Source organism: Piscinibacter defluvii, assembly GCF_004011805.1.
In the GTDB taxonomy this organism is placed as follows: Bacteria; Pseudomonadota; Gammaproteobacteria; order Burkholderiales; family Burkholderiaceae_C; genus Piscinibacter; species Piscinibacter defluvii.
Genome location: NZ_RCHJ01000029.1, coordinates 1 through 23,888, shown reverse-complemented (window position 1 = coordinate 23,888; position 23,888 = coordinate 1). Strand labels below are relative to the sequence as shown.

At 67.6% G+C, this 23,888-nt stretch carries 22 protein-coding genes and 1 pseudogene; 14 read left to right on the top strand and 9 right to left on the bottom strand.

Going from position 1 to position 23,888, the window contains the following annotated elements; translation table 11 throughout:
- Window positions 1–47: 47 nt before the first annotated feature.
- The 5 genes from D9C15_RS29700 to D9C15_RS29680 all read left to right on the top strand — a co-directional run bounded on the left by D9C15_RS29700 (window position 48) and on the right by D9C15_RS29680 (window position 3,050).
- Window positions 48–485 carry a hypothetical protein gene (locus tag D9C15_RS29700; protein WP_128003014.1) on the top strand — a complete coding sequence of 146 codons (438 nt, stop codon included), beginning with the start codon at window positions 48–50 and terminating at the stop codon, window positions 483–485.
- Window positions 482–1,063: a hypothetical protein gene (locus tag D9C15_RS29695; protein ID WP_128003013.1), complete on the top strand. Its 582-nt coding sequence runs from the start codon at window positions 482–484 to the stop codon at window positions 1,061–1,063. Before D9C15_RS29700 ends, D9C15_RS29695 begins: the two co-directional genes overlap by 4 nt.
- 74 nt (window positions 1,064–1,137) lie before the next feature.
- Window positions 1,138–1,797, top strand: a complete 660-nt coding sequence (locus tag D9C15_RS29690) for a hypothetical protein (RefSeq protein ID WP_128003011.1) — start codon at window positions 1,138–1,140, stop codon at window positions 1,795–1,797.
- Between the two features lies 1 nt (window position 1,798).
- The gene (locus D9C15_RS29685; RefSeq protein WP_128003009.1) at window positions 1,799–2,335 is read left to right on the top strand and encodes a hypothetical protein; all 537 of its coding nucleotides are present in this window, start codon (window positions 1,799–1,801) and stop codon (window positions 2,333–2,335) included.
- Window positions 2,336–2,552: 217 nt separating this feature from the next.
- On the top strand, window positions 2,553–3,050 hold the full coding sequence (locus D9C15_RS29680) for a hypothetical protein (RefSeq protein ID WP_128003007.1): 498 nt from the start codon (window positions 2,553–2,555) through the stop codon (window positions 3,048–3,050).
- A gap of 340 nt (window positions 3,051–3,390) precedes the next feature.
- Here D9C15_RS29680 and D9C15_RS29675 read toward each other — a convergent pair.
- Window positions 3,391–3,660 (bottom strand): annotated as a pseudogene (locus D9C15_RS29675) (DNA repair protein); the annotation flags it as partial.
- A 106-nt stretch (window positions 3,661–3,766) separates the two neighbouring features.
- Between D9C15_RS29675 and D9C15_RS34525 the strand changes: the two are divergent.
- The 3 genes from D9C15_RS34525 (at window position 3,767) to D9C15_RS29660 (ending at window position 6,817) form a co-directional block, all read left to right on the top strand.
- Window positions 3,767–4,276: a P-loop NTPase family protein gene (locus D9C15_RS34525; RefSeq protein WP_205854946.1), complete on the top strand. Its 510-nt coding sequence runs from the start codon at window positions 3,767–3,769 to the stop codon at window positions 4,274–4,276.
- Between the two features lie 224 nt (window positions 4,277–4,500).
- The gene (locus D9C15_RS29665; protein ID WP_128003005.1) at window positions 4,501–5,001 is read left to right on the top strand and encodes a chemotaxis protein CheW; all 501 of its coding nucleotides are present in this window, start codon (window positions 4,501–4,503) and stop codon (window positions 4,999–5,001) included.
- Between the two features lie 37 nt (window positions 5,002–5,038).
- Window positions 5,039–6,817: a methyl-accepting chemotaxis protein gene (locus D9C15_RS29660; RefSeq protein ID WP_205854945.1), complete on the top strand. Its 1,779-nt coding sequence runs from the start codon at window positions 5,039–5,041 to the stop codon at window positions 6,815–6,817.
- 179 nt (window positions 6,818–6,996) lie between these two features.
- Here D9C15_RS29660 and D9C15_RS29655 read toward each other — a convergent pair whose 3' ends face one another.
- The 4 genes from D9C15_RS29655 to D9C15_RS33770 form a co-directional block, all read right to left on the bottom strand.
- Window positions 6,997–7,998 carry a site-specific integrase gene (locus D9C15_RS29655; RefSeq protein ID WP_128003003.1) on the bottom strand — a complete coding sequence of 334 codons (1,002 nt, stop codon included), beginning with the start codon at window positions 7,996–7,998 and terminating at the stop codon, window positions 6,997–6,999.
- Window positions 7,995–8,927: a tyrosine-type recombinase/integrase gene (locus D9C15_RS29650; protein WP_128003000.1), complete on the bottom strand. Its 933-nt coding sequence runs from the start codon at window positions 8,925–8,927 to the stop codon at window positions 7,995–7,997. The genes D9C15_RS29655 and D9C15_RS29650 overlap by 4 nt, the downstream gene beginning before the upstream one ends.
- Window positions 8,924–10,159, bottom strand: coding sequence for a site-specific integrase (locus D9C15_RS29645; RefSeq protein WP_128002998.1), 1,236 nt, complete (start codon window positions 10,157–10,159; stop codon window positions 8,924–8,926). The genes D9C15_RS29650 and D9C15_RS29645 overlap by 4 nt, the downstream gene beginning before the upstream one ends.
- An 84-nt stretch (window positions 10,160–10,243) precedes the next feature.
- Window positions 10,244–12,739 (bottom strand): SMC family protein, encoded by a 2,496-nt coding sequence (locus tag D9C15_RS33770; RefSeq protein WP_205854944.1) that lies wholly within the window; start codon window positions 12,737–12,739, stop codon window positions 10,244–10,246.
- A gap of 160 nt (window positions 12,740–12,899) precedes the next feature.
- Here D9C15_RS33770 and D9C15_RS29635 point away from each other — a divergent pair, with 160 nt between their 5' ends.
- The 6 genes from D9C15_RS29635 to D9C15_RS29610 all read left to right on the top strand — a co-directional run bounded on the left by D9C15_RS29635 (window position 12,900) and on the right by D9C15_RS29610 (window position 18,806).
- Window positions 12,900–13,259, top strand: coding sequence for a hypothetical protein (locus D9C15_RS29635; RefSeq protein ID WP_240668648.1), 360 nt, complete (start codon window positions 12,900–12,902; stop codon window positions 13,257–13,259).
- Window positions 13,219–14,409 carry a tyrosine-type recombinase/integrase gene (locus D9C15_RS29630; RefSeq protein ID WP_128002996.1) on the top strand — a complete coding sequence of 397 codons (1,191 nt, stop codon included), beginning with the start codon at window positions 13,219–13,221 and terminating at the stop codon, window positions 14,407–14,409. The genes D9C15_RS29635 and D9C15_RS29630 overlap by 41 nt, the downstream gene beginning before the upstream one ends.
- A complete protein-coding gene (locus D9C15_RS29625) occupies window positions 14,406–16,148 on the top strand; it encodes a site-specific integrase (protein ID WP_128002994.1) in 1,743 nt (580 codons plus the stop codon). The genes D9C15_RS29630 and D9C15_RS29625 overlap by 4 nt, the downstream gene beginning before the upstream one ends.
- A 10-nt stretch (window positions 16,149–16,158) precedes the next feature.
- Complete coding sequence (locus D9C15_RS29620) at window positions 16,159–18,042, top strand: site-specific integrase (protein WP_128002992.1); 1,884 nt, start codon at window positions 16,159–16,161, stop codon at window positions 18,040–18,042.
- A complete protein-coding gene (locus D9C15_RS29615) occupies window positions 18,039–18,458 on the top strand; it encodes a hypothetical protein (RefSeq protein ID WP_128002990.1) in 420 nt (139 codons plus the stop codon). Before D9C15_RS29620 ends, D9C15_RS29615 begins: the two co-directional genes overlap by 4 nt.
- Window positions 18,459–18,575: 117 nt before the next feature.
- Window positions 18,576–18,806, top strand: coding sequence for a hypothetical protein (locus D9C15_RS29610; protein ID WP_128002988.1), 231 nt, complete (start codon window positions 18,576–18,578; stop codon window positions 18,804–18,806).
- A gap of 35 nt (window positions 18,807–18,841) precedes the next feature.
- Here D9C15_RS29610 and D9C15_RS29605 read toward each other — a convergent pair whose 3' ends face one another.
- From D9C15_RS29605 to merP, 4 genes are all read right to left on the bottom strand, one after another.
- Window positions 18,842–21,298, bottom strand: coding sequence for an AAA family ATPase (locus tag D9C15_RS29605; protein WP_128002986.1), 2,457 nt, complete (start codon window positions 21,296–21,298; stop codon window positions 18,842–18,844).
- An 85-nt stretch (window positions 21,299–21,383) separates the two neighbouring features.
- Entirely contained in the window at window positions 21,384–23,069 is a 1,686-nt protein-coding gene (merA, locus tag D9C15_RS29600) for a mercury(II) reductase (RefSeq protein ID WP_128002984.1), read from the bottom strand.
- A gap of 33 nt (window positions 23,070–23,102) precedes the next feature.
- Window positions 23,103–23,510 (bottom strand): organomercurial transporter MerC, encoded by a 408-nt coding sequence (merC, locus tag D9C15_RS29595; RefSeq protein ID WP_128002982.1) that lies wholly within the window; start codon window positions 23,508–23,510, stop codon window positions 23,103–23,105.
- Between the two features lie 26 nt (window positions 23,511–23,536).
- Window positions 23,537–23,806: a mercury resistance system periplasmic binding protein MerP gene (gene merP, locus D9C15_RS29590; protein ID WP_128002980.1), complete on the bottom strand. Its 270-nt coding sequence runs from the start codon at window positions 23,804–23,806 to the stop codon at window positions 23,537–23,539.
- Window positions 23,807–23,888: the final 82 nt, after the last annotated feature.

The following is a 23,888-nucleotide window of genomic DNA, read 5'->3' as shown; positions in this document are numbered from 1 at the left end:
ATCCACCCTGGTGCGCGCTGCGGCGCGCACCTCCACGGGAGAACACCATGAGTCTTCACCTCGGCGCGTCCAGCGCCTCCATGCCCCTGGTCCTCCAGGATCCCGCATCCCTCTCGCCGGAAGCGCGCGCACTGCGCCGCGCGGAACTCATCCGCGCGCACCGCGCTGTCGGCGTCGACCCGCAGTACCTGAGCCTTCCGGACGGGCAGCAACTGTGGTTCGTCCACGTCGTGCTCGACCTCGAGGTGCACGCGGGTTGCCTCGGCTTCACGCGGCACCTGTTCGAGTACGCCGCCGGCGCCACGCCGGACGAGGCCGACCAGGCCGTGCGCTCCTACTTCGCGGCCGTCGCTCCCGACGTCCACGTCATCCAGGCCCACGCCAAGCCCTCGTCGGCGGAACACCCGGAGGAACTCACCTTCCCCGAGCAGGTCCGCCGCCTGGACATGCCGCCGCGGCCGCTCACGAGGACGCTGCTGTCATGAGCCAGCACCTCTCCATCGCGCGCACCTCGCGCGGCAAGCCCGCCTACGTCGTTGGCGGCTGGGATCGCCCCTTGTCCGAGTTCTTTATCCGCGCCTTTCACGGCTCGGAGCCGAACGTCAACAAGATGCGCCACATGTCAAGCGGCTACCCGGACCTGGACTCTCTCGAGGCGGCACTGCACTACCTGCAGCTCACCGTCCCGTCGAGCTTCATGCGCGAGTTGCACATCGACGCGCGCTGCAACGCCGGCAATCGCATCGTGCGCCACGACTTCAGCCTGGTTCCACGCGTCCTGTACGCCGAACCTGACTCGTCTGGGCGAATGCACGCGCTGTTCCGGGCACGTCGCCCCATCACCCACTCGACGCTGAACCTCCAGCAGCACGAGCGGATGGTGGTCGTACAGGACGAAGGCGCACCTCCGCTGCTCACCGAGAACTTCCGCAGCGGTCGTCCGTTCGCCCTCGGCGGGCTCATCGTCACCAACGAGGACCTCGAGCTGATCCTCAGCGGGCCATGCGACGAACGCTTCTGCACGGAGGCTTTCGGCCGCCGGGACCTGCCGGTGGCGGCCTGACCTGCATCTTCACCCCATCGAAGGGGCGCTCGCCAACAGGCAGCGCCCCTTCTTTCATCCACAGGAGAACTCTCTTGAAACCCGACATCAACCGCCCGATCAACGAGATCAATCGCGTGGTCATTCATCTGCCCGACGACGCGACGTTCTACAGCTCCCGCAGCTACCTGCCGGTGGCCGTTGATCTGGTCGATGGCGTGCAGCGCCCGACGCTGCTTCGCCCGAGCGCGCAAGGCATCAACTACATGGCGCAGTACGAGATCTTCTCCGCACTGTGCAGCGATCGCGCCCAGAAGGCCGTCGATCACGAACTGCTCGTGGCCGGCCTCCCCGTCACGCCCGAGCGCTACCTCGGCATGTGGCGCACCGCGATCGCCGAGTCGGTTTCGGCGGTGACCGCGCAGCAGCAGCACGGCATCCAGGCCTTCGCCGTCCTGCGCGCGCCGCTGGCGGCCATGGCCGGCGTGAAGTCCTCCTGGACGACGTGCCCCTTCGGGACATTCGCCGTCTTCCAGTCGAAGTTCGGCGAGCAGTTCCGACTCGCCGACGACGGCACCTTCACGGTCGAGCTGGACCTGGCCAAGCCGGGATTCGCGCGCGCGGCCTACTACGCCGCGTCGATGATGTGCAGCAAGTTCGACCGTGACTCGGCGCAATGGCGCGCCGGCATCGAACTGCGCGCGGCTTCAGCCTCGCGCGTTCAGGCGGGCCTCTTCGAGACCGCGGAGGCCTGACATGTCCTACCGCATCGAATACCAGTGGGCATGCTGGCGGCTGCCCGCGACGCCCGAGCGGGGATCCATCCCGCGGTTTGTCGTCGCCATCGAAGGCGGAGACAACAACCTGAGGGACGCGGTCACCGGCAAGCGCGCGCGGGACTGGGACGTCTGCATGCTCGGTAGCGCAGCGCAAGTGCTGAAGAGGGCTGTGTACTTCGCGGGTGCGTGCGAGGGTGGCTCGTTGAAGCCTGGCTCTCGCGACTCCTCGCCCGAGGCCTACATCCGCCGCATCCGCCGGCTCATCGAAGCCGACGATGCCTTGCCCGCGCACGGCAATTGGTACCCGAACGTTCGGGTTCCCGAAGCGCATCCGCTGGCGGCCCACGCGCAGCAGCTCGGTCTCAGCACCGCACGCGAGCAGCGCTACGGCGAATGGCTCGTGCAAGTCACGCTGGGCCCTGCGAACCGCGACCTCGTCTTCGACTTCGCCGATCGGTATCCCGATCTGCAGGCCTGGCAGCTGGCCGACGTCAGCGGCCTGCCGCGCAGCTGAATCCCATCAAGCAGCGACCCCGGGCCCCAAGCCCGGGGCCTCTCTGAAACCTCTCAACGGCGGTTTCAGAGAGGCCGCGATGTCGCGCCCTTTTTGCCCTTCAACACAGGAGATCCCCATGCCAGTTGAACCCGCAGGAAGTTCCTTGTCTTCGTCTTGCCCCACCGTCCTTGTGTCCACAAGCCCCACCAGCTCGCCCGTGGCTCCGGCACCCAGCATGGACATCGTCGCCGCGCTGGCCAACCCGACCTCTTCGTCATGGCTCAAGAATGCCTTGCGCACCGCCGCGGGCAGAGATCCTGTGGACGCTGCGAACGATGCAGAGTTGCTGGCATCGTTGCTCGCTGCCCGGTGCTCGGCACACCTTTCCGGCACCTGCCCATCCTGCCGTGCTGCGGTCAGCTATAACGCATGGGTTCCGGTCGAATCGGAACCTGGTCTCATGGCTTGTCCATTCTGCTTGCGCGCGATCAGGGTCGACGAGGTCTACTCACCCTCGTCCCCCGCCGATTCGTCGCAGAATCTGGCATCGCCTACTGCGGCCGCACTGCACAGACGCGATGAAGCCGTCCCAGTCATCTACGTGATCACCCGATCAGATGGAACGGATTGGAGGTACCTGGGCCGCCACACCGCTTCTCAACACCGCGACTACCTCGTGCAGTGCGCTGAGGTGCTACTGCCCGGCGAGACGCTCTCCTACAGCGTCGCATGACCACCGCGCGCCGCAATCGCCCGCGGCCTCGTCAGCGTGCACGGGTTCGATCACCTCTGTCAGTGGACCGTAACCCCCGCAGGCCTTACCTCCTGCATGGTTGCTGTCGCCACCTCACCTTCCCAGCCGAACAGGCATCCCACCAGCATCGCTCGCTCCGCGCGCTCACCGATGCTCAGCGAACGATTCAGTTCGCTGATCACCCTCTTCGCCTCCGCGTAGCAGCCAAGGTTGAGCGACGTCGGCCGGACGCCGAGCTCTCCGCGTACGCACAAGACCACGTTGCCGCCCTGTGGAAGCCCGGGCAACACTACGTGGCACCGCTCTGGAAGCCAATCCGTCAATCCGTCACCTCCGCGACCTCCGTCGCCATGCTCTCCAGGTCGATGATCCGGTCGGCCATGCTGGTCAGCTCCGGCGTCTGCGACACGAAGAACTCGCACGCGTAGCCGCCCAGGCGCAGCACCTCGCGCTTCATGTTCATGAACATGCGTTTGCGCTCCGGGTCGAGCGGCCCGTCGGCCTCGTCGCTGAACAGCGTGCCGATCTTGCGCCCGGTGATGCCAGACAAGTAGAGCGCGATCGCTCTGGTCAGGCACTCGTTGATCCACTATGCCGAGAACCCGGATATGCCGAGCTTGCGATCCGGCCGGCGTCCCGGCCGCTGCAACTGCGCGGCGGGTACCTGCGAAGCGACGCGGCATAACGCGGCTGACTTGGGGACGATCGGCGCCAACTCGCGCGGAGGCACGAGCCTGAGCCTGATGAGCGGCGGTGAGCGAACCTTCATCGACGCCTGCCTCACGCGCGCGATCGCCCTGTACTTGGCCCAAAACACCGGTCGGCGATTCGACACGCTCTTCTCCGACGAGGCCGATGGGCCGCTGGACCCCGAGCACAAGCGCATGCTCATGAATATGAAGCGCGAGGTTCTCCGGCTCGGCGGCTACCAACAGGAGTTCTTCATCACCCAGGCCCCGCACCTCGCAACGATGGCCGATGCAATCATCGACCTCGACGCCATGCAGGCCGATGCCCAGTCGGCGGATGCTCTGGTTGCCGAAAGGGCTCATAGATGGGTTCAGTCGGTGCACCTCGAACATCGACGCGCACCACACAGGTACTCCTCATGCTGCGCTCAGAACGTACACGATGCGCGCAAGACTAACGCTCAGATGCGAAGCCCGTACATCAGTGCCCGGCCAGGGACGACTCCCCAGACTTGACCCGCCGAAGTTCGGCATGCCGATTGCAACCGGACTCTGGCTTCGGCGGCCGTGAAAGGGTCGAAGGGACTCGCAGCATTTGCTGCGGGTAGGTAACCGCCGAGCGGGAAGTGTGCTCAGCGGCTCACTGCAGGCCCGAATTGCGTGTGGATGTCCTCGCATTTCGGCCTTACCCCCCCCCCCAGAACTTCCGATAGTCCTGTGTCAAGACCTTCTTACGAGTCATGAGCTCCCACACCCAGCAAGAACTCCTTGCCGTCGCCGCCAGCGCGACGACAGCACCGAACGAAGTCCTCACGCTGCGCCTGGGCGCCGAGGAGTACGGCATCGACATCCTGCGCGTGCAGGAGATCCGCTCCTACGAGGCGCCCACACGCATCGCCGGCGCGCCCGCCCATCTGCTGGGCGTGACCAACCTGCGCGGCGTGATCGTGCCTATCGTGGATCTGCGCTGCCGCTTCGGGCTGGAAACCGTCTACGGCAGCGGCACCGTCACCGTGGTGCTCGCGGTCGCCGGGCGCACGGTGGGCGCGGTGGTCGATGCGGTCAGCGACGTGGTTGCGCTGACACCGGCGCAGATCAAGCCGGCGCCCGAGTTCAGCGGCGCCATCGACATGGGCAGCATCACGGGCATCGGCATGGTCGAGCAGGGCGATCGGCCGCGGATGCTGATCTTGCTGGACATCGAGCAACTGCTCGCCGACGCCGATCTCGCGCCGACCTGAATGACTTCGCAAACAAGAAGGACCGAAAGGAACACCCATGGACATCGTGAAGAACCTGAAGATCGGCACCCGGCTCGGCCTTGGCTTCGGTTTCGTGCTGCTGCTTCTGGCCATCGTGGCCGGGCTCGGCCTCAACCGCATGGCGGCGATCCAGTCGAACCTGACTGATATCACCGAGGTCAACGATGTGGAGACGCGTCTGGCGGTGGCCATGCGCATCGCCGTCAATCAGGTGGCGACCGGCGCGCGCGAGATCGCCCTGCTGAGCGACGCGGCCGAGATGCAGAGCGTCTCCGAGGCGATGAAGAAGTCGCGCGCCGCGTACGACGCGGCCGAGGAGAAGCTCGGCAAGATGTTCGAATCGATCGCCGAGACGACCGCCAAGGAAAAGGAGCTGTTCGCCAAGATCAAGGAATTCAAGACGGCCACGCGGCCGCTGAACAACAAGGCAGTCGAGCTTGGCCTGGCCAACAAGGCCGAGGAGGCGACGCGCGTGCTGCTGAAGGAAGTCAAGCCGGTGCAGGCACAGTGGCTGGCGGCGCTCGGCGAACTGGCCGACCTCGAGGACAGGCTCAACGAAGAGGCCGCCGCAACGGCGGCAGCGGCGTACAAGCAGGCCCGCATGTTACTGCTCTCGCTCAGCGCCCTGGCCGCCGTGCTGGGCGTGCTGGCTGCCTGGCTGATCACGCGCTCAATCACGCAGCCGGTCGGCCGAGCCGTGACACTGGCGCAGACGGTGGCCAGTGGTGACCTGACGTCGCACGTGGCCGTCGATGGCCGCGACGAGATCGGCCAGTTGCTGTCGGCCATGTCGACGATGCAGAGTAGCCTCGCCAAGGTCGTGGGTGAAGTGCGTGGCAATGCCGAGAGCGTGGCCACTGCCAGCGCGCAGATCGCGCAGGGCAATGCCGATCTGAGCCAGCGCACCGAGGAGCAGGCCAGCGCGCTGGAAGAGACCGCCGCGACCATGGAACAGCTCGGCACGACCGTCAAGCAAAACGCCGACAACGCCCAGCAGGCCAACCAGCTGGCGCAGGCCGCCTCGGGCGTGGCCGTCAAGGGCGGCGAGGTGGTGGGCCAGGTGGTGGAGACGATGAAGGGCATCAGCGAGAGCAGCCGCAAGATCGCCGACATCATCGGCACGATCGACGGCATCGCCTTCCAGACCAACATCCTGGCGCTCAACGCGGCGGTGGAGGCGGCGCGCGCCGGCGAGCAGGGGCGCGGCTTCGCGGTGGTGGCCGGCGAGGTGCGCACGCTGGCGCAGCGCAGCGCCGAGGCGGCCAAGGAGATCAAGAGCCTGATCGGCGCCAGTGTGGAGCGCGTCGAGCAGGGCACGGCGCTGGTGGACCAGGCCGGGCAGACGATGAACGAGGTGGTGACGTCGATCCGCCGCGTGACCGATATCGTGGGCGAGATCAGTTCGGCATCGGTCGAACAGAGCAGCGGCGTCAGCCAAGTCGGTGAGGCAGTGGGCCAAATGGACCAGGTGACGCAGCAGAATGCGGCGCTGGTGGAGGAGAGCGCTGCGGCGGCAGAGAGCCTGAAGACCCAGGCCGGCGCGCTGGTGCAGGTGGTCAGCGTGTTCAAGCTCGCGCACGCATCGTCGGCGCATGCGACACCGGTTGCCGCCGTACCCGTCGCGGCGCAGGACTGGAGGAGTGCCGAGCGGCGCAGCCCGGCGCGGGCGAAGAACGTGACGCGGCCGGCTTTCGGCAAGAAGGCGGCGGCGGCACAACTCAAGACCCCAGAGGCCACACCAGCCGAGACTGCCCCGCAAAAGACGGGCACCGACGGGGAGTGGGCCAGCTTCTGATCGCTGTCTCAGCAATGTAACTCGAAGCCCGGCACGCCGGGCTTCGGCACGTATGGCAATCCGTGCCGCTATGGCGGTGCTCATGAGGCCACATGTCGGCCTATGAGGGTCGCTCGCGAACCGCGCTGTCGACGGAGGCAGTTGCAACACTGGCAAGCGAATGCCGGGGTACCACCGGTTCAAAGCGCGCTGAGGAACGCCATCAACTTGTCCTCCGGCCGATAGCGCATGGACCCCACATTGGGAGGCGCCACTTTGTCCAGCACACGCTCCTTCAACGTCAGATCGGCATCGAGGTAGATCTGAGTGGTCTCCAGCGATTCGTGGCCAAGCCACATCGCGATCACCGACCGGTCGACTCCAGCCTGAAGGAGTTCCATCGCCGTGGTGTGGCGCAACACATGTGGCGTCACGCGCTTGCGCGTCAAGGATGAGCAGGCCCGGGTGGCTGTGGCAACGTGCTTGGCCACAAGGTACTGGACGCCGTCGGCGCTGAGGCGGCTGCCTCTGGCATTTGGGAACAATACGGCGGGCTCAGGTCCCAAGTCGCTGCTCATCCATGACCGCAATACTGCCTGTGTCTGTTTGGCCAGCGGCGTGCAGCGCTCCTTGCGGCCCTTCCCGAGCACGTGGACGTGGGCGCCCGTGCCGAGCCTGACATCGGCGGCTCGTAGGCCGGTTATCTCGGACAGACGCAGCCCGGTCTGGACCGCAAGCAACAGCAGAGCATGGTCGCGCCGCCCCGACCATGTGGTCCGATCCGGTGCCGCAAGCAAGGCTTCGACCTCTTCATGAGTCAGATGGCAGACCTGCTTGCGAGTGCATCGCTTGCTGGGAATCGCCAGGACGCGCTGGATCAGGCCAGCATGACCCGGCGACTCAAACGCAGCGTACTGAAAGAACGACCGAATCGCGCTCAGCCGTAGGTTCCGGCTTCTGGCGCTCACGCCGCGTTCGTGCTCCAGGTCGGCCAGGAACGCCGCGATCAGCGGCGCGTCGAGCTGCTCCAACGCCAGCGCGCTAGGGACAACCCTGAGGCGCTTCTGGATGAACCGGAGGAAGAGCCGGAAGGTGTCACGATAGGAGGCGATCGTATGCCCGCTCGCCTGCCGCTGCTGCATGAGTCTTCGGGTGAAGAACCCCTCCAGCAGCACAGCGAGGTTGCCAGTCGCGGCGGTCATGACAGCTTCTCCCAGTGACGCTCGAACCGGGCGAGCGCCTGGCCCATCAACTCGGGGCACGCGTTGAGGTACCAATAGGTGTGCTCGATGCGCACGTGACCCAGAAAGGTAGACAAGGTCGGCAGGTGGCGCTCGACATCCTGGCCGGACCGGTACCAGCGCAGCAACGTGTGGATGGCAAAGCGGTGACGGAGATCATGCAGCCGAGGGCGTGGAGCACCCGCGGGGCCGTGTACCTCCGCCTGATCGAGCAACTGATAGAAGGTCCGATGGATGTGCGCCGGGTCGAGTGCCGTCCGCCGACCCGAGATGAAGAACTGCGGCGGCGCCAACCGTTTGGCGAAGCGATCGCGATGCGCGCGGTACTCCGCGAGTGCTGACCTGGTCGAGCCAGTAATCGGAGCCTGCCGAGATTTGCCGAACTTCGTCTGCCGGATGGTCAGCAAGCCTTGGTCGAGATCGACATCGCCGACCTCGAGACGGATCGCCTCACCGAGCCGCATCCCGGTGACGCTGAGCAGCCCCAACAGGCTGTGGTAGGTCGCCCCTCGCAGGCCATCTGTAGGAGGCAGCGTCAACGCGCAAGCCATCAAGCGGGCGAGTTCATCGTCCGAGTACAGGTACGGTTGTCGCCGATGCCGATGTGAAGGAAGGAGATTGGCGGGGGTGACCTCCGTGGCGGGGTCGAGCAACCGGTGGTGGAGCGTGAAGCCGCGAATCCGACGCAGCCGATCGGCAGCGAAGCCAGGGCGCGTGGATGGTTTGCTTAGGGCCCACTCTACGGCGGCCGCCGCCGTGATGGTCGTGACGCCGCGCCGGTCGAGAAAGTCCGTGAAGTCGACCAGCGCATCTTCGTTCGCCCGAAGCTTGAACCCGAGCGCTCGCCGGAGTGCAAGGTAGTCGGTGGCGGCCTGTCTCAGCGGCGTCATGGCGCACCTCCCGGCCAAGAAGGAGCGATGGCCCGCAGGGAGGGAAAGTCCACCTTCGCATAGATCGTCGTTGTCTGCTGCTGGCGGTGACGCAGCACTTCGCCGATCTCGCGCAGCGACGACCCCTCGCGCAGCAGTCGGGTGGCCAAGGTGTGACGGAGCACATGCGCTCCCTGGCTCGGCCCATCGATGCCGGCGCGCTGAAGCGCGCGGCGGACGATCGCTGCAACAGCGGTCCCGCTGGAGAACCCCTCAATCGGTGCCTGCGCTCGGACGAAGACCTGCCGGGAGGGGCAGCGTGGCCGGGCCTCGCTCAAGTATTGGGCCAGCGCTTGGCCCACTTCGTATGGAAGCGGGAGGCGATCGACTCGGGTTCGTCCATTGCGAACCAGTAGTTCGCCGGCGTGCCAGTCGATGTCCTCCAGTTGTAGTGCTACTACCTCGCCAGCCCGCAGCCCGAGCCGCGCAAGTAGGAGGATGACCGCGTAGTCACGACACCCACTCGGCGTAGCCCGATCGCATTGGGCGAGAGTGAGCAGAACCTGATCGTCCTGGAGCGAGCGCGGGATCGATGACTGCGACCAAATAGCCGGCGCCGGTATGTGCGAAGACATATCGGTGTCGAGCCAGCCGCGGTAGAGCGCGAACCGTAAGAACGCCCGAACGCCACCGACGACTCTGCATGCAGAGTTCGGACGGCACGTCTTCGTCGCCAGCCTGACGTGGGCGATGACATCTCGCGCCGTAACGGTGTTGAACGTCAATGATCCATCGGCGAAGAGGAACGTCAACAGATTCCTGGCCGTGATCCGATTGGAGTGAATGGTCGCAGGTGCCAGATTGCGCTCGTGGCACATGTAGTCGACATACTCGGCCTCGATCTGGTCAGCCTCGCTTGGAGTGCGCTCGGGTGAGCGCATGGAGATGACGCCCTGTGCCGCGAGATGCACGAGCAGCCGCAGCAGCGTCGAACGGTCTTCGGCCCTCGGGGCGCGACAGCGCCTGCGGCCCCGCAAGAAGGCATCGACCAAGTCTTCGGCTACTGCCTCGGCGGCTACGCCGCGTCCGTCCAACCACCGGCTGAAGTCTCCAACCAACCATGCGGCGCGGCGTCGCGAGTCGCGGCTATAGCCCTTCGCTGCCAACGAGTCGATGAAGGTATCGATGCACACGCCCAGCGGGCCTTCGCGCATCCGCATCAGTGCGCGCGGGCGCACAAACAACTCTTCCATGAGGGTCTCCTTCCGGGGAAACCGTCCCCGGTGGAGTCGAACATATGCCAGTGAGGCGCCAATCGTGAACCCGAGTAGCTCGTGTCACCGATGGGCAGCATCGATGTCCGCTCGCGGCTCGGCCTGCATGGCGTCGAGGTCGATGATTGCGTCGGCCATCGCCGCGAGATGCGGGGTCTGGGTGATGAAGAACTCCTGCCGGTAGCCGCCGAGCCGAAGTACCTCGCGCTTCATGGCCATGAACATGCGCTTGTGTTCGGGGTCGAGAGGCCCATCGGCCTCGTCGGTGAAGAGCGTGTCGAATCGCCGTCCGGTGTTCTGGGCCAAGTACAGGGCAACCGCGCGCGTCAGGCAGGCGTCGATGAAAGTCCGCTCACCGCCGCTCATCAGGCTCAGGCTCGTGCCTCCGCGCGAGTTGGCGCCGATCGTCCCCGAGTCAGCCGCGTTATGCCGCGTCGCTTCGCAGGTACCCGCCGCGCAGTTGCAGCGGCCGGGACGCCGGCCGGATCGCAAGCTCGGCATATCCGGGTTCTCGGCATGGTGGATCTCATGCCGTGATCGGCATGAGATCCATACCCGCTCGCCACCGCTGACCAGCTTCAGGCTCTTCGATTCGTCCCGCGTCCCGTCGTGCACGATGATGTCGAAGTCCTCGCGAAGCTCGCCCTTCCCGTTGGTCGACTGCGTGATCACCTGCAGCGTGAACCGCGGCCCGTAGCAGGCCAGCAGCAGCTCGTTCGCCAGCGCGGAGAACGTCGGACCCGCGTCGTCGATGTCCAGCGCGATCACGCCGTCGTTGCTGAGGCACTTGGCAAGCAGCGACCAGGTGGCCAGTTCGTCCTCGACACGCTTGGCGGCACGGATCGCCGCCCCTTCCTTGGCCGCGATGTCAGCCAGTTGTTCGCCAAGCGCCTTCGCGCGCTCGTCGCGCTGCCGGGCGCAAGACTCGGCGGCCTCCGCTGCTGCTGCGGCCTGCGTCGCAGCCTCGACCTCCTGCCTTGCTGTGTTCAGCCCTGCGGCATCCAGCGGCGGGGGAAGCAGAGCAACCTGTTCGGCGGTGCGGGTCAGCGCCTCGTCGCGAACCACGGCAACGCGGCTGAGCTCGTCCTGGACTCGCGTCCGAGCTGCAGCGATGTCGGCACGTTCGGCACGCTCGTCCCCCGTCTCAGGCGCAGCCTGCTCAGGCAGCGTGGCCAGTTCCGCAGTGTGTCCATCGATCGTCTGTGCCGCACGGGTCACCTCGTCTCGGCGCGCGCACAGCAACTCGATGTCGCGCAGGCGCTGGTCGGCGGTCTCGAGCATCTGTTCGGCCTGGTTGCGCAGTTGCGCCTCAGCGGGCAGCGCGCGCACCGCCGTCTCGGTGTCGGCGATCTCCTGCAGGGCAACCCGCTTCTTCTCGGCCAGACCGGTGAGCGCCGCGTCCGCCGATGGCAACAGCGCCTTCGCCTCGCGCGCGTCACCGAGCAGTTGGCACTGCCCCTGGATTTCCATGCCTGCACACGGCACATGAGAGGTCAGGCCGAAGCGCCGCTGCAGGTCCGCTTGCCGCAACGCGATCTGCCCGGCCTCGCGGTCGATCGACTCGACCTCGCGTCGCCGCGCCACAAGAGTCGCCTTGGCCTTCTCCAGCACGTCGACGCTTGCCTGCCGCCGGCCCACGATGGCCTGGCACCGGGCCACGACACGCCGCGCAAAGTCCCGGCGCGCTGCCGCGCGCTCGACGCTCTCGCGCAGTTGGGCCACCGTAGTCAGCACCGCGATGTCCTTCACCAGTTGCGCCCGCCGCCGACCGTGCGCATGGCATCGCTCGGCGATCCGCTGCTGGAGGCTTGTTTCGCGCTGCTGCAAGCGCGGCAACTCCTGGGACAGCCGCTGGGCCGCCGAATCGTGCTCCTCCTTCGCCCGCCTGGCTTCGTCGGCGAGCGCCCGGCGGCGAGCCTCAGTCTCGGCGGCGCCAGTGCGCTCGGCGGTGACCGTGGCCAGCTTCTGGCGCGCAGCGTCCAACCTCGCGGCTGTCGAAGTTCGTTGGGCCGTTGCCGCAAGCAAGGCCTGTGACGCACCGTCGAGCTCTGCGAGGCTGCGCCGCGTGACCGCCGCGTCCTCCTGCGCCCGCGCCAATCCCTGGCGGACCACAGCCAGGCCGGCCTTGAGCTGCTTGACGACGTCCGCCGCGAGCGCCCCTTGCTGCCGTACCTGCTCCAGGCCCAGCAGATCGGCCAGCAGCGTCTTGATTTCCGCGTTCTTGAACGCCGACAGCGGCCGCTTCCCTTGGGCAGAGAAGACCGACGTGAAGAAGGTATCGGCCGGGCACAGGATCTCTGCGACGGCCTTCTCGTACGTCTCGACCTTGCCGTCCGACACGTTGCCGTCGCGGAGCACCACCGGCGCCCAGCCGGGCCCGCAGTGCTCGAACAGGAAGGCCTCGGTCTTCTTCTTGCCGTTGACCCGCAACACCAACTGGCTCTTGTAGCGCTTGCCGCCGTGCCGCCAGACCAGTTCCTTGGTGCTCTCGGGCAGGAAGACATGGTCGTAGTAGGAGAACGCGCCCAGGCCGTCCGCACCTGCCCGCGACGGCATCACGAGGTAGGGGTGTTAGGTTGCATTCGCGAGTGTCAACGCCCTTGGTTTGAGCAGCCTCGCTGCCTACAGTCACCTCACGCCCGGGCAGCCCAGCCTCTTTCAGAGGCGAGTAGCCCGCCGCGTCCCGCGTTTTCGAACAACGCCACAGGAGGTCGCGAACATGGTCGCGCGCCGACTACGCAGTTCATTCAGTGCCTCGACGTTGACACGGCTTCGCCAGATGCCGGCCTGCGACGCGCTTGCGCTGCTGGCCACCCACCTCAAGGTTGACCCGACGTATCGGCCAATCAAGGACGATCAGAGCCAGCGTTGGCACCTGAGCACCGGCCGCGGCGATTTCGAGATCGTGACCACGGGTCCCAAGTGGTACGACACACGTGCGAGGCATGGCGGAGGTGGCGCCATCGACTTGGCGATTTACCTCCTGGATGTGCCATTCGTCGACGCCGTCAAGCTTCTGACCCGCAAGGCAGCGCCTCATGGTTCAGATCATCCGCAAGGCCTCGCTGCCGACCCCTGATGAAGTGGCCGCGCGAACGCGCGACGCTGCCGAACAGGCGCGCGCTGTCGCCGTGCGCGAGCCTCGGCCCGCCGGATTCCCGCTTCTGTTCACCAGACACTGGCAGTTGATCGAACCGGCGGTCGCCTTCCTGCATGAACACTCGGTCCAGCGCGCCCATACCGACGACACGCGGAGGACCTACGCCGAGATCCTGTACGACTGGTTCGAGACGCTCGAGCAGAACGACATCCCGTGGGAGAGCGCCGACGCGGTCGACCTCGTGGCCTATCGGAACCGCATGATGGCGCAGCCGAGCCCCCACACCGGCCGCCCGTACCGGACGACGACCATCAATCATCGCGTTCGTGGCGTGCTTCGGTTCTACGAGTGGGCAGTTCGGACGCAATGGTTGAACGCCTCGCCGCTGGCGGACAAGACGCGCGACCTCCGGCTCGCACGGCATCAGCGGCCGACGCAGGCCAGTCACGCTGCGACCCATGAACACAGCATCTTCATCCTTCGGCAGTACGAGGCGTTGCCGAGGCCGTTGGTCTCCGAGCAGGCGCGCGAACTCCTCGCGGAGCTCGCACCGCCCTACGACCTGATGGCACGCTGGCAGCTGTATACGGGCCTGCGCATCAGCGAACTGCTGCGCCTCAGCGTCAACGACATAGGCCATCGCCGTGCGTCAGCCACGCTGCACCACGCGATCGAGGTCATTCGCAAGGGCCGCAAGCCCGGCCACGTGATCGCGCCGGCCAGCCTGCTCGACGAGACCGACGGCTACGTCAGCGGCCATCGCTTCGCCTGGCTCGCGCGCGCTCGACGCAAGGGTCGCATCTCCGAGCACAAGGCATTGTTCGTCAACGCCCGCGGATCGCCCGCGGGCAAGAACGCCTATCAGCGAGCCGTGAGCCAGGCGGGTCTGGCCTGCGGGTTCAAGGCCACCACGCACCTGCTGCGGGCCACCTTCGCGTGCATGCTGCTCGCCCGGCTCGAGCACCTGGCCGACCGAGGCGCCAAGATCAACCCTCTGATCGTCGTGAAGGTGCTGCTTGGCCACGAGCACCTCGACACCACCGACCGCTACCTTCGCGCCGTTGCCGTCGACCCATGCGTCCTCAAGGACGTGCTCGACACGCTGCTGTCGGAGACGGGGGCGCCATGAAGTCGCCGCGCCAGAGCATACGTCGGGTCCTGTCGCACGAAGCGGTGGCGGCGCCAGCGCACGACGCGCAGCCCGCTCGCTTCGATGCCCCTCGTGTGGTTCGCAAGACGGTCGTCGACTTTTCGTCACTGTGCTTGCCAGAGGACGTGCGGCTCGCGCTGGCACAGGCGTTCTGGAGCCACCTCGGAGCCCGGTCGCCCCGCAGCATCAAGTCATGCTGGACCTCGGTGCTGACTTTCAACCGCTTCGCGGCCGAATCGGGAGCCGTCGCGTCGCTCGCGGACCTGGACCGACGGATGCTGGTGCGCTATGTCGAGTGGCTCAACGCCCAACGGCGCTCGGACGGCAGGCCATGGGCAATCTCCACGCGAGCTGGGGTCTACAGTGCGTTGCGCCGGCTGCTGCGCTGGCTCGAACGCTGTCGCCCCGATCTCGTCGGCCACATCGACCACTCTTTCACGCCCTTTCCAGGGCGCGGCCGCGACGACCCCTCACGCGCGACGCTGCCGGCACGCGAGCTCCGCGCCATCCTGCGTGCTTGCGAAGCAGACATCGCTGCGATGAGGGAAGCGCGCGCATCGGCCGCCGCGCAGCGCGCTGCCGATGGCGACAAGGTCGGCTCTTTGGGTTGGCTTCTTGCCGAGGTCGATCGACGCTTCGGCGGCATCGTGCCCAGCGGCCTCGAGCTGCAACGGCGCGGCAACCATCCGTTGCAGCTGGCGGTGCGACGGTGGGGCGGCGCCAAGCAGATCGAGCCCTGCCTGTACCCGCGTGCCGTCTCGCTGCTGCCGTACTACCTGGCCATCATGATCCACACGGCCGGCAACCCCGAGCCCATCGCCGAACTCGCGCGCGACTGCCTGCAGGAGGTCCCCCTGCTGGAGAACCGCCAAGCGCTGGTGTGGTTCAAGGCCCGCGCCGGACGCCTGCAGCGACGCACGTTCGAACGTGACGCCCCGTTCGAGCCGCCGGCGCTGATCAGGGACATCCTCGCCTGGAACGAGCAGTTGCGGCCGCTCGCACCACCGGAACAGCGCAACCGCCTCTTCATCTTCAAGGGACTGCGCACCGTGAACGCGATGTCCACCGTCACGGTCCACCACCTGCTCGCGCAATTCTGCGAACGCCATGGCCTTGCTGCGTTTTCGTTGGTGAGCATTCGGCCCAGCGTCCTGTGCAACTTCTACCGCGCCAGCGGCGATCTGCTTCGAACGCGGGCTTTGGCCAACCACGCCAACATCGCGACGACCGTCCGCTATGTCGAGGTGCCGGTCGTCCGCAGGCACAACCACGTGCGCATCGCCGCATTGCAAGAGGCCTTCATCGAGCACCTCACAGCGTCGACCAAGTCGTCTCCGCCGGTGGCCGCGGCGTCACCGCCGAGCGCGCGGCTCCCATCGGGCGAGCTGGTTTCGATGTTCGGCTTCGACTGCAAGGATCCGCTGGCCGGCACCGCGCCGGGTACACGTCAGGGCGAGCTCTGCACCAACTTCATGGGCTGCTTCACCTGCCCCAACGCCGTGATCGCGCCGGAGCCGCTGACGGTGGCTCGTCTGCTCCAGGCGCGTGACCACCTTCGCGCCGCGGCAGCGACGCTGCATCCCGCGCGCTGGCAGGCCTTCTACGCGCCCCAGCTACGCATCCTCGAGGAGGACATCTTGCCGCGCTTCGCCGAACGAGAGCTCGCGGCGGCCGAGTCGCTGTTGTCGCAACTTCCGCCGCTGCTGGACCTGCGCTGAGGCCGCTGCCATGCCAGCCCTGCAGGACATCGTCACCGACCGTCCCGCCGTCCCCGCGGGCGAACGCGCCGGCGATCGTGGATGGTTCCTGCTCGACTCGAGGTGGGAAGACGATGTCTGGATTCTTGCGCCAGGCAACGCGCTGGAAGAACGGCAGCCTGTGCGCCTGCGCTGGGACTTCGATCTGCGAGACGGCCGACGATTCACCGACGAGCGCTACGCCACGCTGCGGGAGACCAGCAGGCAGCTCGTCGCCCTCATCCGATCGCGCTCGCTGTCCACCGGCCTGCCTCTGCGTCCGAGCACGGTGGCGCAGTACTTTCACACCCTGCGCTGCCTGCTTCAATGGATGGACGGTGAGGGCTTCAGCCGCTTTGGAGCGCTCGACCCGCCGGCGCTGCTGGAATTCCAGCAGTGGCTGCGCACGCGCCCCCTGACTGGCCACCCCTCGCAGCGAGCGCCGGGGACCGTGCAGCGCCACCTGTACCTGTTCGCGTACTTCCATCGCTTTCGCGGCGAACTCGACGACAGCGTGTGCTTCGACCCCTTTGCGGGACACGATCAGCGCCAGGCCGCCGGCTATCACGAGGGGCTGCGTCGACCCTGGCCTTACACGCCGGACACCGTAGCCGTGGCATTGGTGCAGGCGGCCATCGACATCCTCACCCGCGACGCTCCCATCGTTCTGCGCGCCTGGCCGACTTATCGGCAGGCGGCGACCGGCGGTCGTGGTGCGGGCCATGCCCACACCGGAAGAGCGACACGGGCACTTCGAAGCGCCAGCGCCGGCATCCCCGATGGTGATTCCCCGGTGCGATCGGTCCGCGAACTCGTCCTGCGCACCGACTTGCTGTATGCCGCCTGCTTCGTCGTCATCTCCTACTTGGTCGGCCCGCGCGTCAGCGAGATCCTGCACTTGAAGGCCGGCTGCGTGCAGCACCGTTGCGCCGACGGCGCCAGCGAGCCGGTCACCGTGATCGTCGGGGCGATCTTCAAGCGCCAATCGGGCTACCACGGGCGGCCGCACGAATGGGTTGCACCTCCTGCCGCGGTGCAGGCCGTGGCGGTGCTCGAAGCCTTGTCCGCCGGGCACCGCGCCGTCTCCGGACGCGACGAGTTGTGGTTGCGCCGCTGGCACGGCAACGGCGCGACGGAGTGGCACGAGGTCCTGCCCGAACTGCTCGAGATTCCGTCGATCGCACGGATCAACATCCAGCTGCAGCGCTTTGGCGCCTGGCTGGGCCTTACGCACCAGGACCGGCCGTGGCGGCTCTCCACGCACCAGGGCCGCAAGACCTTCGCCAGGTTCGCGGCGTTGCGCGACAGGACTTGCCTGTTCGCGCTGGCCCAGCAACTCGGTCATCGCGAACGGGCCGAGACCGACCATGGCTACGCCGGCTCCGACTACCGGCTCGCCCAGGAGATCGACGCCGAGATCCTGCAGCAGTCGGTCAACGCGTGGGAACACATGCTGGCGACACCCGGCCTGGGCGGCCGCGCCGGCGAGGAGATCATGGCCAATCGCCCGCGCTTTCGGGGCAAGCGCATGAAGGAAGACCTCGCAAGCTACGCGCGCCTGCTGGTGGACGCGGGGCTTGTGCTCGGCATCTGCGACTGGGGCTTCTGCGTCTATCGCGAAGAGCACAGCGCCTGCCTCGGCAACGTGGCCGGCCCGAACCCCGCTCGCCGCGAGCCGTCGACCTGCGCGCGCTGCAAGAATTTCGTGGTGTCGCAGCGGCATCGACCCTATTGGGTCGAGCAAGTCCACCGCTGCGAGCGGTTGCTGGACGAGCCGGCCCTGCCGCGGCAGACCCTGCGCATCGTCCGCGCACGACTCGATGAGGCAAGGTCGCTGGTCCGCACGATCGACAGCGATGGGAAGGAGCGATCATGACGAAGCAGGGGCGCGGCACAACCAAGACCGCATCGGCCCAGCGCCTGCGCGAGGCGCTGACGACGATGGTTCGACAGCGTGGCGGCAGCGCCTCGCCGCCGGCACTGACCGCCACCGCCCTGTGCGATCTGGCCGGCATCTCGCGCAACGCGCTGTACCGCTACCACCCCGATGTCGTGCAGGCGTTGCACGCGGCTCAGCAGAAGCACCTTCGGCGCCCCGATGACGCCGGGCGCGCGGCGCGCCTGCGCCGCGACAATGCCGCCTTGCGCGAGCAGCTCACCAAGCTCGCGGCACTGGTCGACCACTACTTCGCAGCCTGGCAGGAGACGCGGCTGCAACTCGTGCGGCGCGACCGGGAGTTGGCCGAAGTGCGCCGCGCCCACAAGCCCCAGGTGGTTTCGCTGCAGCGCTGAACCTCCGCCGCAGTCTCGCTCCGAGGGAGGGAGTGCGGCCGGGGGTTGACTTTGACACAGGGGCAAGCTCTACGCTGCGAGCGCTCGGGGCAGTGGTGCCCCGCTTGGAGGTCTGCGATGAACAGCGACCTCGGATCCTTCCTTCGCCTCGCGCGAGGGCTGTTGCGGCTCTACAGCCTGGCCGTCGCGAGTGAGCACCGCGGCGTTGCGGATCACCTGCTGTGCGCCCTGGAGCAGCTCGCGAAGAGCGAGCCAGCGATTGAGTACCTGCTCGATCGGGCATACCTGCGTGGAATCGGTCACCATGATTCGGCCGATCCGCACACGCAGCGAGCCAAGCCGCAATGACCGATGCCGGCGCTGCCGGCTTGGGCCCGCGGCCGCTACGCCGCGGAGACGGACCTTTGCGCTTCGCATCGGTCCGCCTTCAGCGCGTCGAGGTCGATCACGGCGTCGGCCATCGCCGTCAGCTCCGGCGTCTGCGAGACGAAGAACTCGCGCTCGTAGCCGCCCAGTATGAACATGCGCTTGCGCTGGGAGTCCAGCGCGCCGTCCGCCTCGTCGGTGAACAGCGTGGTGTAGCGGCGGCCGGTGTTTCGCGCCAGGTACAACGCGATCGCGCGGGTCAGGCATGACTCCACGAACGTTCGCTCGCCCCCGCTCATCAGGCTGACGCTCTTGCTTTCGCCGGTGTCGCCGTCGTGCACGAGGATGTCGAAGCCCTCCTTCTGTTCGCCCTTGGCGGTCTCCAGCAAGGTGTGGATCGACACCGTGAAGCGCGGTCCGTAGCAGGCCAGCAGCAGGTCGTTCGCCAACGCCGAGAGCGCGGGCCCCGCATCGTCGATCGCCAGCGCGATCAGGCCGTCGTTGCTCATGCAGCGCGCGAAGAGGCTCCAGTTGCCCAGTTCGTCCTCGACGCGAGCGCTGCGCGCGTGAACGCGCTCGCGGCGCTCGGCCAGCGCGGCCACTTGTTTGGACACCTCCTCGATCGTCTGCGCTTCGCGCACCGCCGTCAGCATCGATTGCTCGGTCGCGCCGAAGGCTTCCCGAGCGGCACCCAGCGCTTGAGCGGCCTGCGTCACCTGTCGCTCGTCGAAGGCGGGCGGCAGCGACGCAAGCGCGTGATCCAGGCGCGCCAGCGCCGCCGTGGCCTGCCTCGCCAGTTGTTCCTGTTGCTCCTCGATCGCCTGGCGTGCCGCGGCGATTTGCTGGCGCTCGGCGCGCTCGTCGGCGGTTTCGGCAGCCGCATCGGCGGCCAGCGCAGGGCCCAGCGCCTGCAACTCCTGGTCGATCTCGACCAATGTCATCTGTGCCTGTGCGCACGCCGGCGCCTTCGAGCACATCACGGCCAGGCGACTCACCCGCTCGCGCGCGGCGGCTTCGCGGTGCTCGGCCCGTGCCAGGTTCTGCGGTGCGCCGGCCAGCGCTTCGCAGCGCTGGCGCGCGGCGAGCAGTTCCTGCTGCGCCGCGGCCTTCTCGACGGCCAGCCGGGCCAACTGGGCATGGGCGTTCGGGATCAGCGATTGCGCCTCGCGCGCGTCACCCAGCAGCTTGCAACGGCCCTGCAGGTCCGTGCCGACGCAGGGCACCTCGCCGGTCAGGCCGAACCGGCGCGCGAGTTCCTCGGCTTTCAGCGCGGCCCGCCCCGCCTCTTGCTCGATGCCTGCCACGCGGTGTTCGGCAAGCCGCACCGCCCCTTGGCAGCGCGTCAGCGCGTGTGTCTGCTGGCGACAGGCTTCGGTGAGCGCGCTGCGCAGCGCCTGCACACGCTGCGCGAGCGGCAGGCGCCGGTCCGCACGCTGTACCTCGCCGGCCTCGGCAAGCACTGCCTGGCAACGCTGCCGGGACAGGGTCAGCGCCTGGCGCCGCGAGCATTCCTGCTGACGCCGTCCGGCGACCCGCTGGTCAAGTTGCTCCAGCCGTTGCCGCTCGACCTGATCCCTGGACTGGAGCGCACGGCGAGCCTGCGCGGTGGTGTCGAGAGTGGACTGGCGTTCGGCCGCGAGCTGTGCGCGGCGAGCTTCGGTGGCCCGCGACTGCTCGCGCTCGACCGCCACGCGCGCATGCCGCGCCTGCGCTGCCTCCAATGCGGAATGCGCCGCCGTCTTGGCACGCTCGGCCGCCGCCATGCGTTCGCCCGCTCCGTCGAGCCGCCGGCGTGTCGCCTCCAGGCGCACCCCCTCCGCGTCGAGCCCGACCAGTTCCTGCCGGATGGTCGCCAACCCCGCCTTCAACAGGCGCACCGTCTCCGCGGCCTTCTGGCCCAGAGCCTGGATCTCTTCCTGCCCGAGCAGGTCCGCCAGCAGCGACTTGATCTCGGCGTTGCGATAGGTACTGAGCTGGCGCTTGCCCTGCGCCGCGAACACGGAGGTGAAGAACGTCTCGGCGCTGCCGCAGATGGCCTCGACGCAGCGGGTATAGGTTTCGACCCGGCCGTCGGACACCATGCCGTCGTCGAGCTGCACCGGCCGCCAGTGCCCGGCATCGTCGAGCGTGTGCAGGAAGGCCTCGGTGCGGCGGCGGCCACAGAGGCGGATGACGATCTGCGAGCGGTAGCAGCGGCCCTCGTGCGCCCAGGTCAGGTCTTTCACGCTTTCGGGCAGGTACACGTGGTCGTAGTAGGAGAAGCCGCCCGCACCGGCCAGCGCGGCGCGGCTCGGCAGTCCGATGTAGGGCACGAGGCAGTCCATGATCGTCGACTTGCCGCTGCCGTTCGCCCCGACGATGGCGATCAGTTGCGCGTCCTGGGTCAGGCGCTCGAGGTCCAGCGTGATCTCGTCGCGGCCCAGGCCGTCACGAATGCCGCGGAATCCCTTGAGGGTGAGTGCGAGAGGTTGCATGGAGAGCCCCGAGGAAGCAGATGCCTCAGGCTCTCATGAGCAGTCTCTACGTCAAGGCCAATCAACTGCGCCCATGGCACGCGTCTCAGCCGGCACAGCACGAGAGCTGCGTGACGTCCTTGGTGAAGGTCTGCGCGCACAGCTTGAGCCCTTCCACCATGGTCAGATACGGGAACAGCTGATCGGCCAGGTCATGCACAGTCATGCGCGCTCGCAGCGCGAGCGCAGCGCTCTGGATCAACTCACCCGCATCGGGTGTGACGGCCCGCACGCCCAGCAGCCGCCCGCTGCCCGCCTCGGCTACCAGCTTGATGAAGCCTCGGGTGTCGAAGTTGGCCAGCGCGCGCGGCACGTTGTCCAGGGTCAGCGTGCGCGTGTCGACTTCGAGGCCCTTGGCCCGCGCCTCGGTTTCGGTCAACCCGACAGTGGCCACCTGCGGGTCGGTGAAGACCACGGCCGGCATCGCGCTCAGGTCGAGTGCAGCCTCTCCTCCGGTCATGTTGATCGCCGCGCGCGTGCCGGCGGCCGCGGCCACGTAGACGAACTGCGGCAGGTCGGTGCAGTCGCCGGCGGCGTAAATATTCTGCACGCTCGTGCGCATCGCAGCGTCGACGACGATGGCGCCTTGTTCGTCGACGACCACGCCCGCTGCGTCGAGTCCGAGGCCATGCGTCGCAGGCATGCGGCCGGTGGCCACCAGCACCCTGTCGGCACGCAGTTCACCGCGATCGGTCGCGAGCACGAACTCGCCGTCGGCGTGGTCCACCCGGCTGGCTTGCGTGTGTTCGAGCACCGTGATGCCTTCGGCGCGGAAGGCCGCTGTCACGGCGTCACCGATCACGGGATCGTCGCGGAAGAACAGCGTGTGGCGCGCGAGCACGGTCACCTCGCTGCCCAGCCGCGCGAAGGCCTGTGCGAGCTCCAGCGCCACCGCCGACGAGCCGATCACCGCCAGACGTGGCGGGATGACGGCGCTGGCCAGCGCTTCGGTGGACGTCCAGAACGGCGTGTCCTTCACCCCGGGGATCGGCGGGACCGATGGCTGCGCACCGGTGGCGACCAGGCAGCGGTCGAAGGCCAGTTCGCGCTCGCCGCCATCGTTGAGCCGGACGACCAGATGCCGGCTGTCCTTGAAGCGTGCCTCGCCGCGCAGCACCGTGATCCCCGGAGTGCTCTCGAGGATGGCCTCGTACTTCGCATGCCGCAGTTCGTCGACGCGGGAGCGCTGCTGTGCGAGCAGGCGACCACGGTCGATGACAGGCGTGCTCGCCGCGATCCCGCCGTCGAAGGGACTCTCGCGCCGCAGGTGCGCTACGTGCGCCGCGCGGATCATGATCTTCGAGGGCACGCAGCCCACGTTGACGCAGGTACCGCCGATCGTGCCGCGCTCGATGAGCGTCACGCGCGCGCCACGTTCGGCCGCTTTCAGCGCCGCAGCCATCGCGGCGCCGCCGCTGCCGATGACGGCGACGTGCAACGCCTCGTCCCCACCGGGTGCCTTCTGGCCACCGCCGAGCCAGCTGCGCGCCTTGTCGAGCAGGCCGTCGCGCGGCCGGTCGGCATTCCCATCGGCGACACGGGCTCGATAGCCCAGCACGGTCACCGCCGCCACGAGCGCCGTCATGGGCGTGTCGGGGGCGAGCGTGAGCTTGGCCGTGCCCTTGGGGTAGGACACCTGCGCGGAGCGCACGCCGGGGACTTTCTCCAGGGCTTGGCGAACATGCGTGGCGCACGAGTCGCAGGTCATGCCGCTGATCACGAGTTCGGTCATGGGGTTGCTTTCACAGGTGCTGACGCGGCGCCTTCAGGAGTGCCTGGGCGCGACCTCGCAGCCTTCGGGCCCGCAGCGCCGGTTTGCAGGGGAGACGAAGTCCCACACCGACACGGCGACCATCGTCGCGAGGCCCACGTAGAGGAGCTTCTCGGCTACGGTGAAGCTGGCGACCAGCACGATGGCCGGTCCGATCATGCCGAGCACGCTGCGGTGCCACTGGCGGTGACTGAACCAGCCCAGCGCATTGGCCAGCAGCGCGAGCCCCGCGAACAGCGGCAGCAGCACGGTGACGAACAAGGCCTCGAACTGGCTCAGGAAGCCGAGCCCGAGGGCAGCACCGAGGCTGGCAAGGGCCGGGAAGCAGGCGCCGCAGCCCATCGCCGAGACGATGCTGCCCAGCGCGCCGGCCTTGTCGGCAATGCGCGTCATGACGTTCATGGTGGCCTCCTTGCCGCCGCTGCGGTTCAGCGCTTGACGGTGGACGGGTAGCCGGCGTTCTCGGTGGCCTGGGTCAGCTTCTGCACGCTGGCCTTGGCATCGTCGAAGGTCACCACGGCCTGGCGCTTGTCGTAGCTCACGTCGACCTTGCTCACGCCGTCGACCTTCGAGATCGCCGTCTTCACCGTGATCGGACAGGCCGCGCAGGTCATGCCGGGCACGTCGAGCGTGACGGTCTGGGGCGCCGCTTGCACCGCGGCGGCGGCGAACACGGCAACCAGCAACAGCTTCTTCATGGCGAACTCCGGGTCAATAAAACAAGGCTCTGTTGAATTTCGAGTGGGTCACCGGGCATGAGGGTTGACCGCGCGGAAGTCG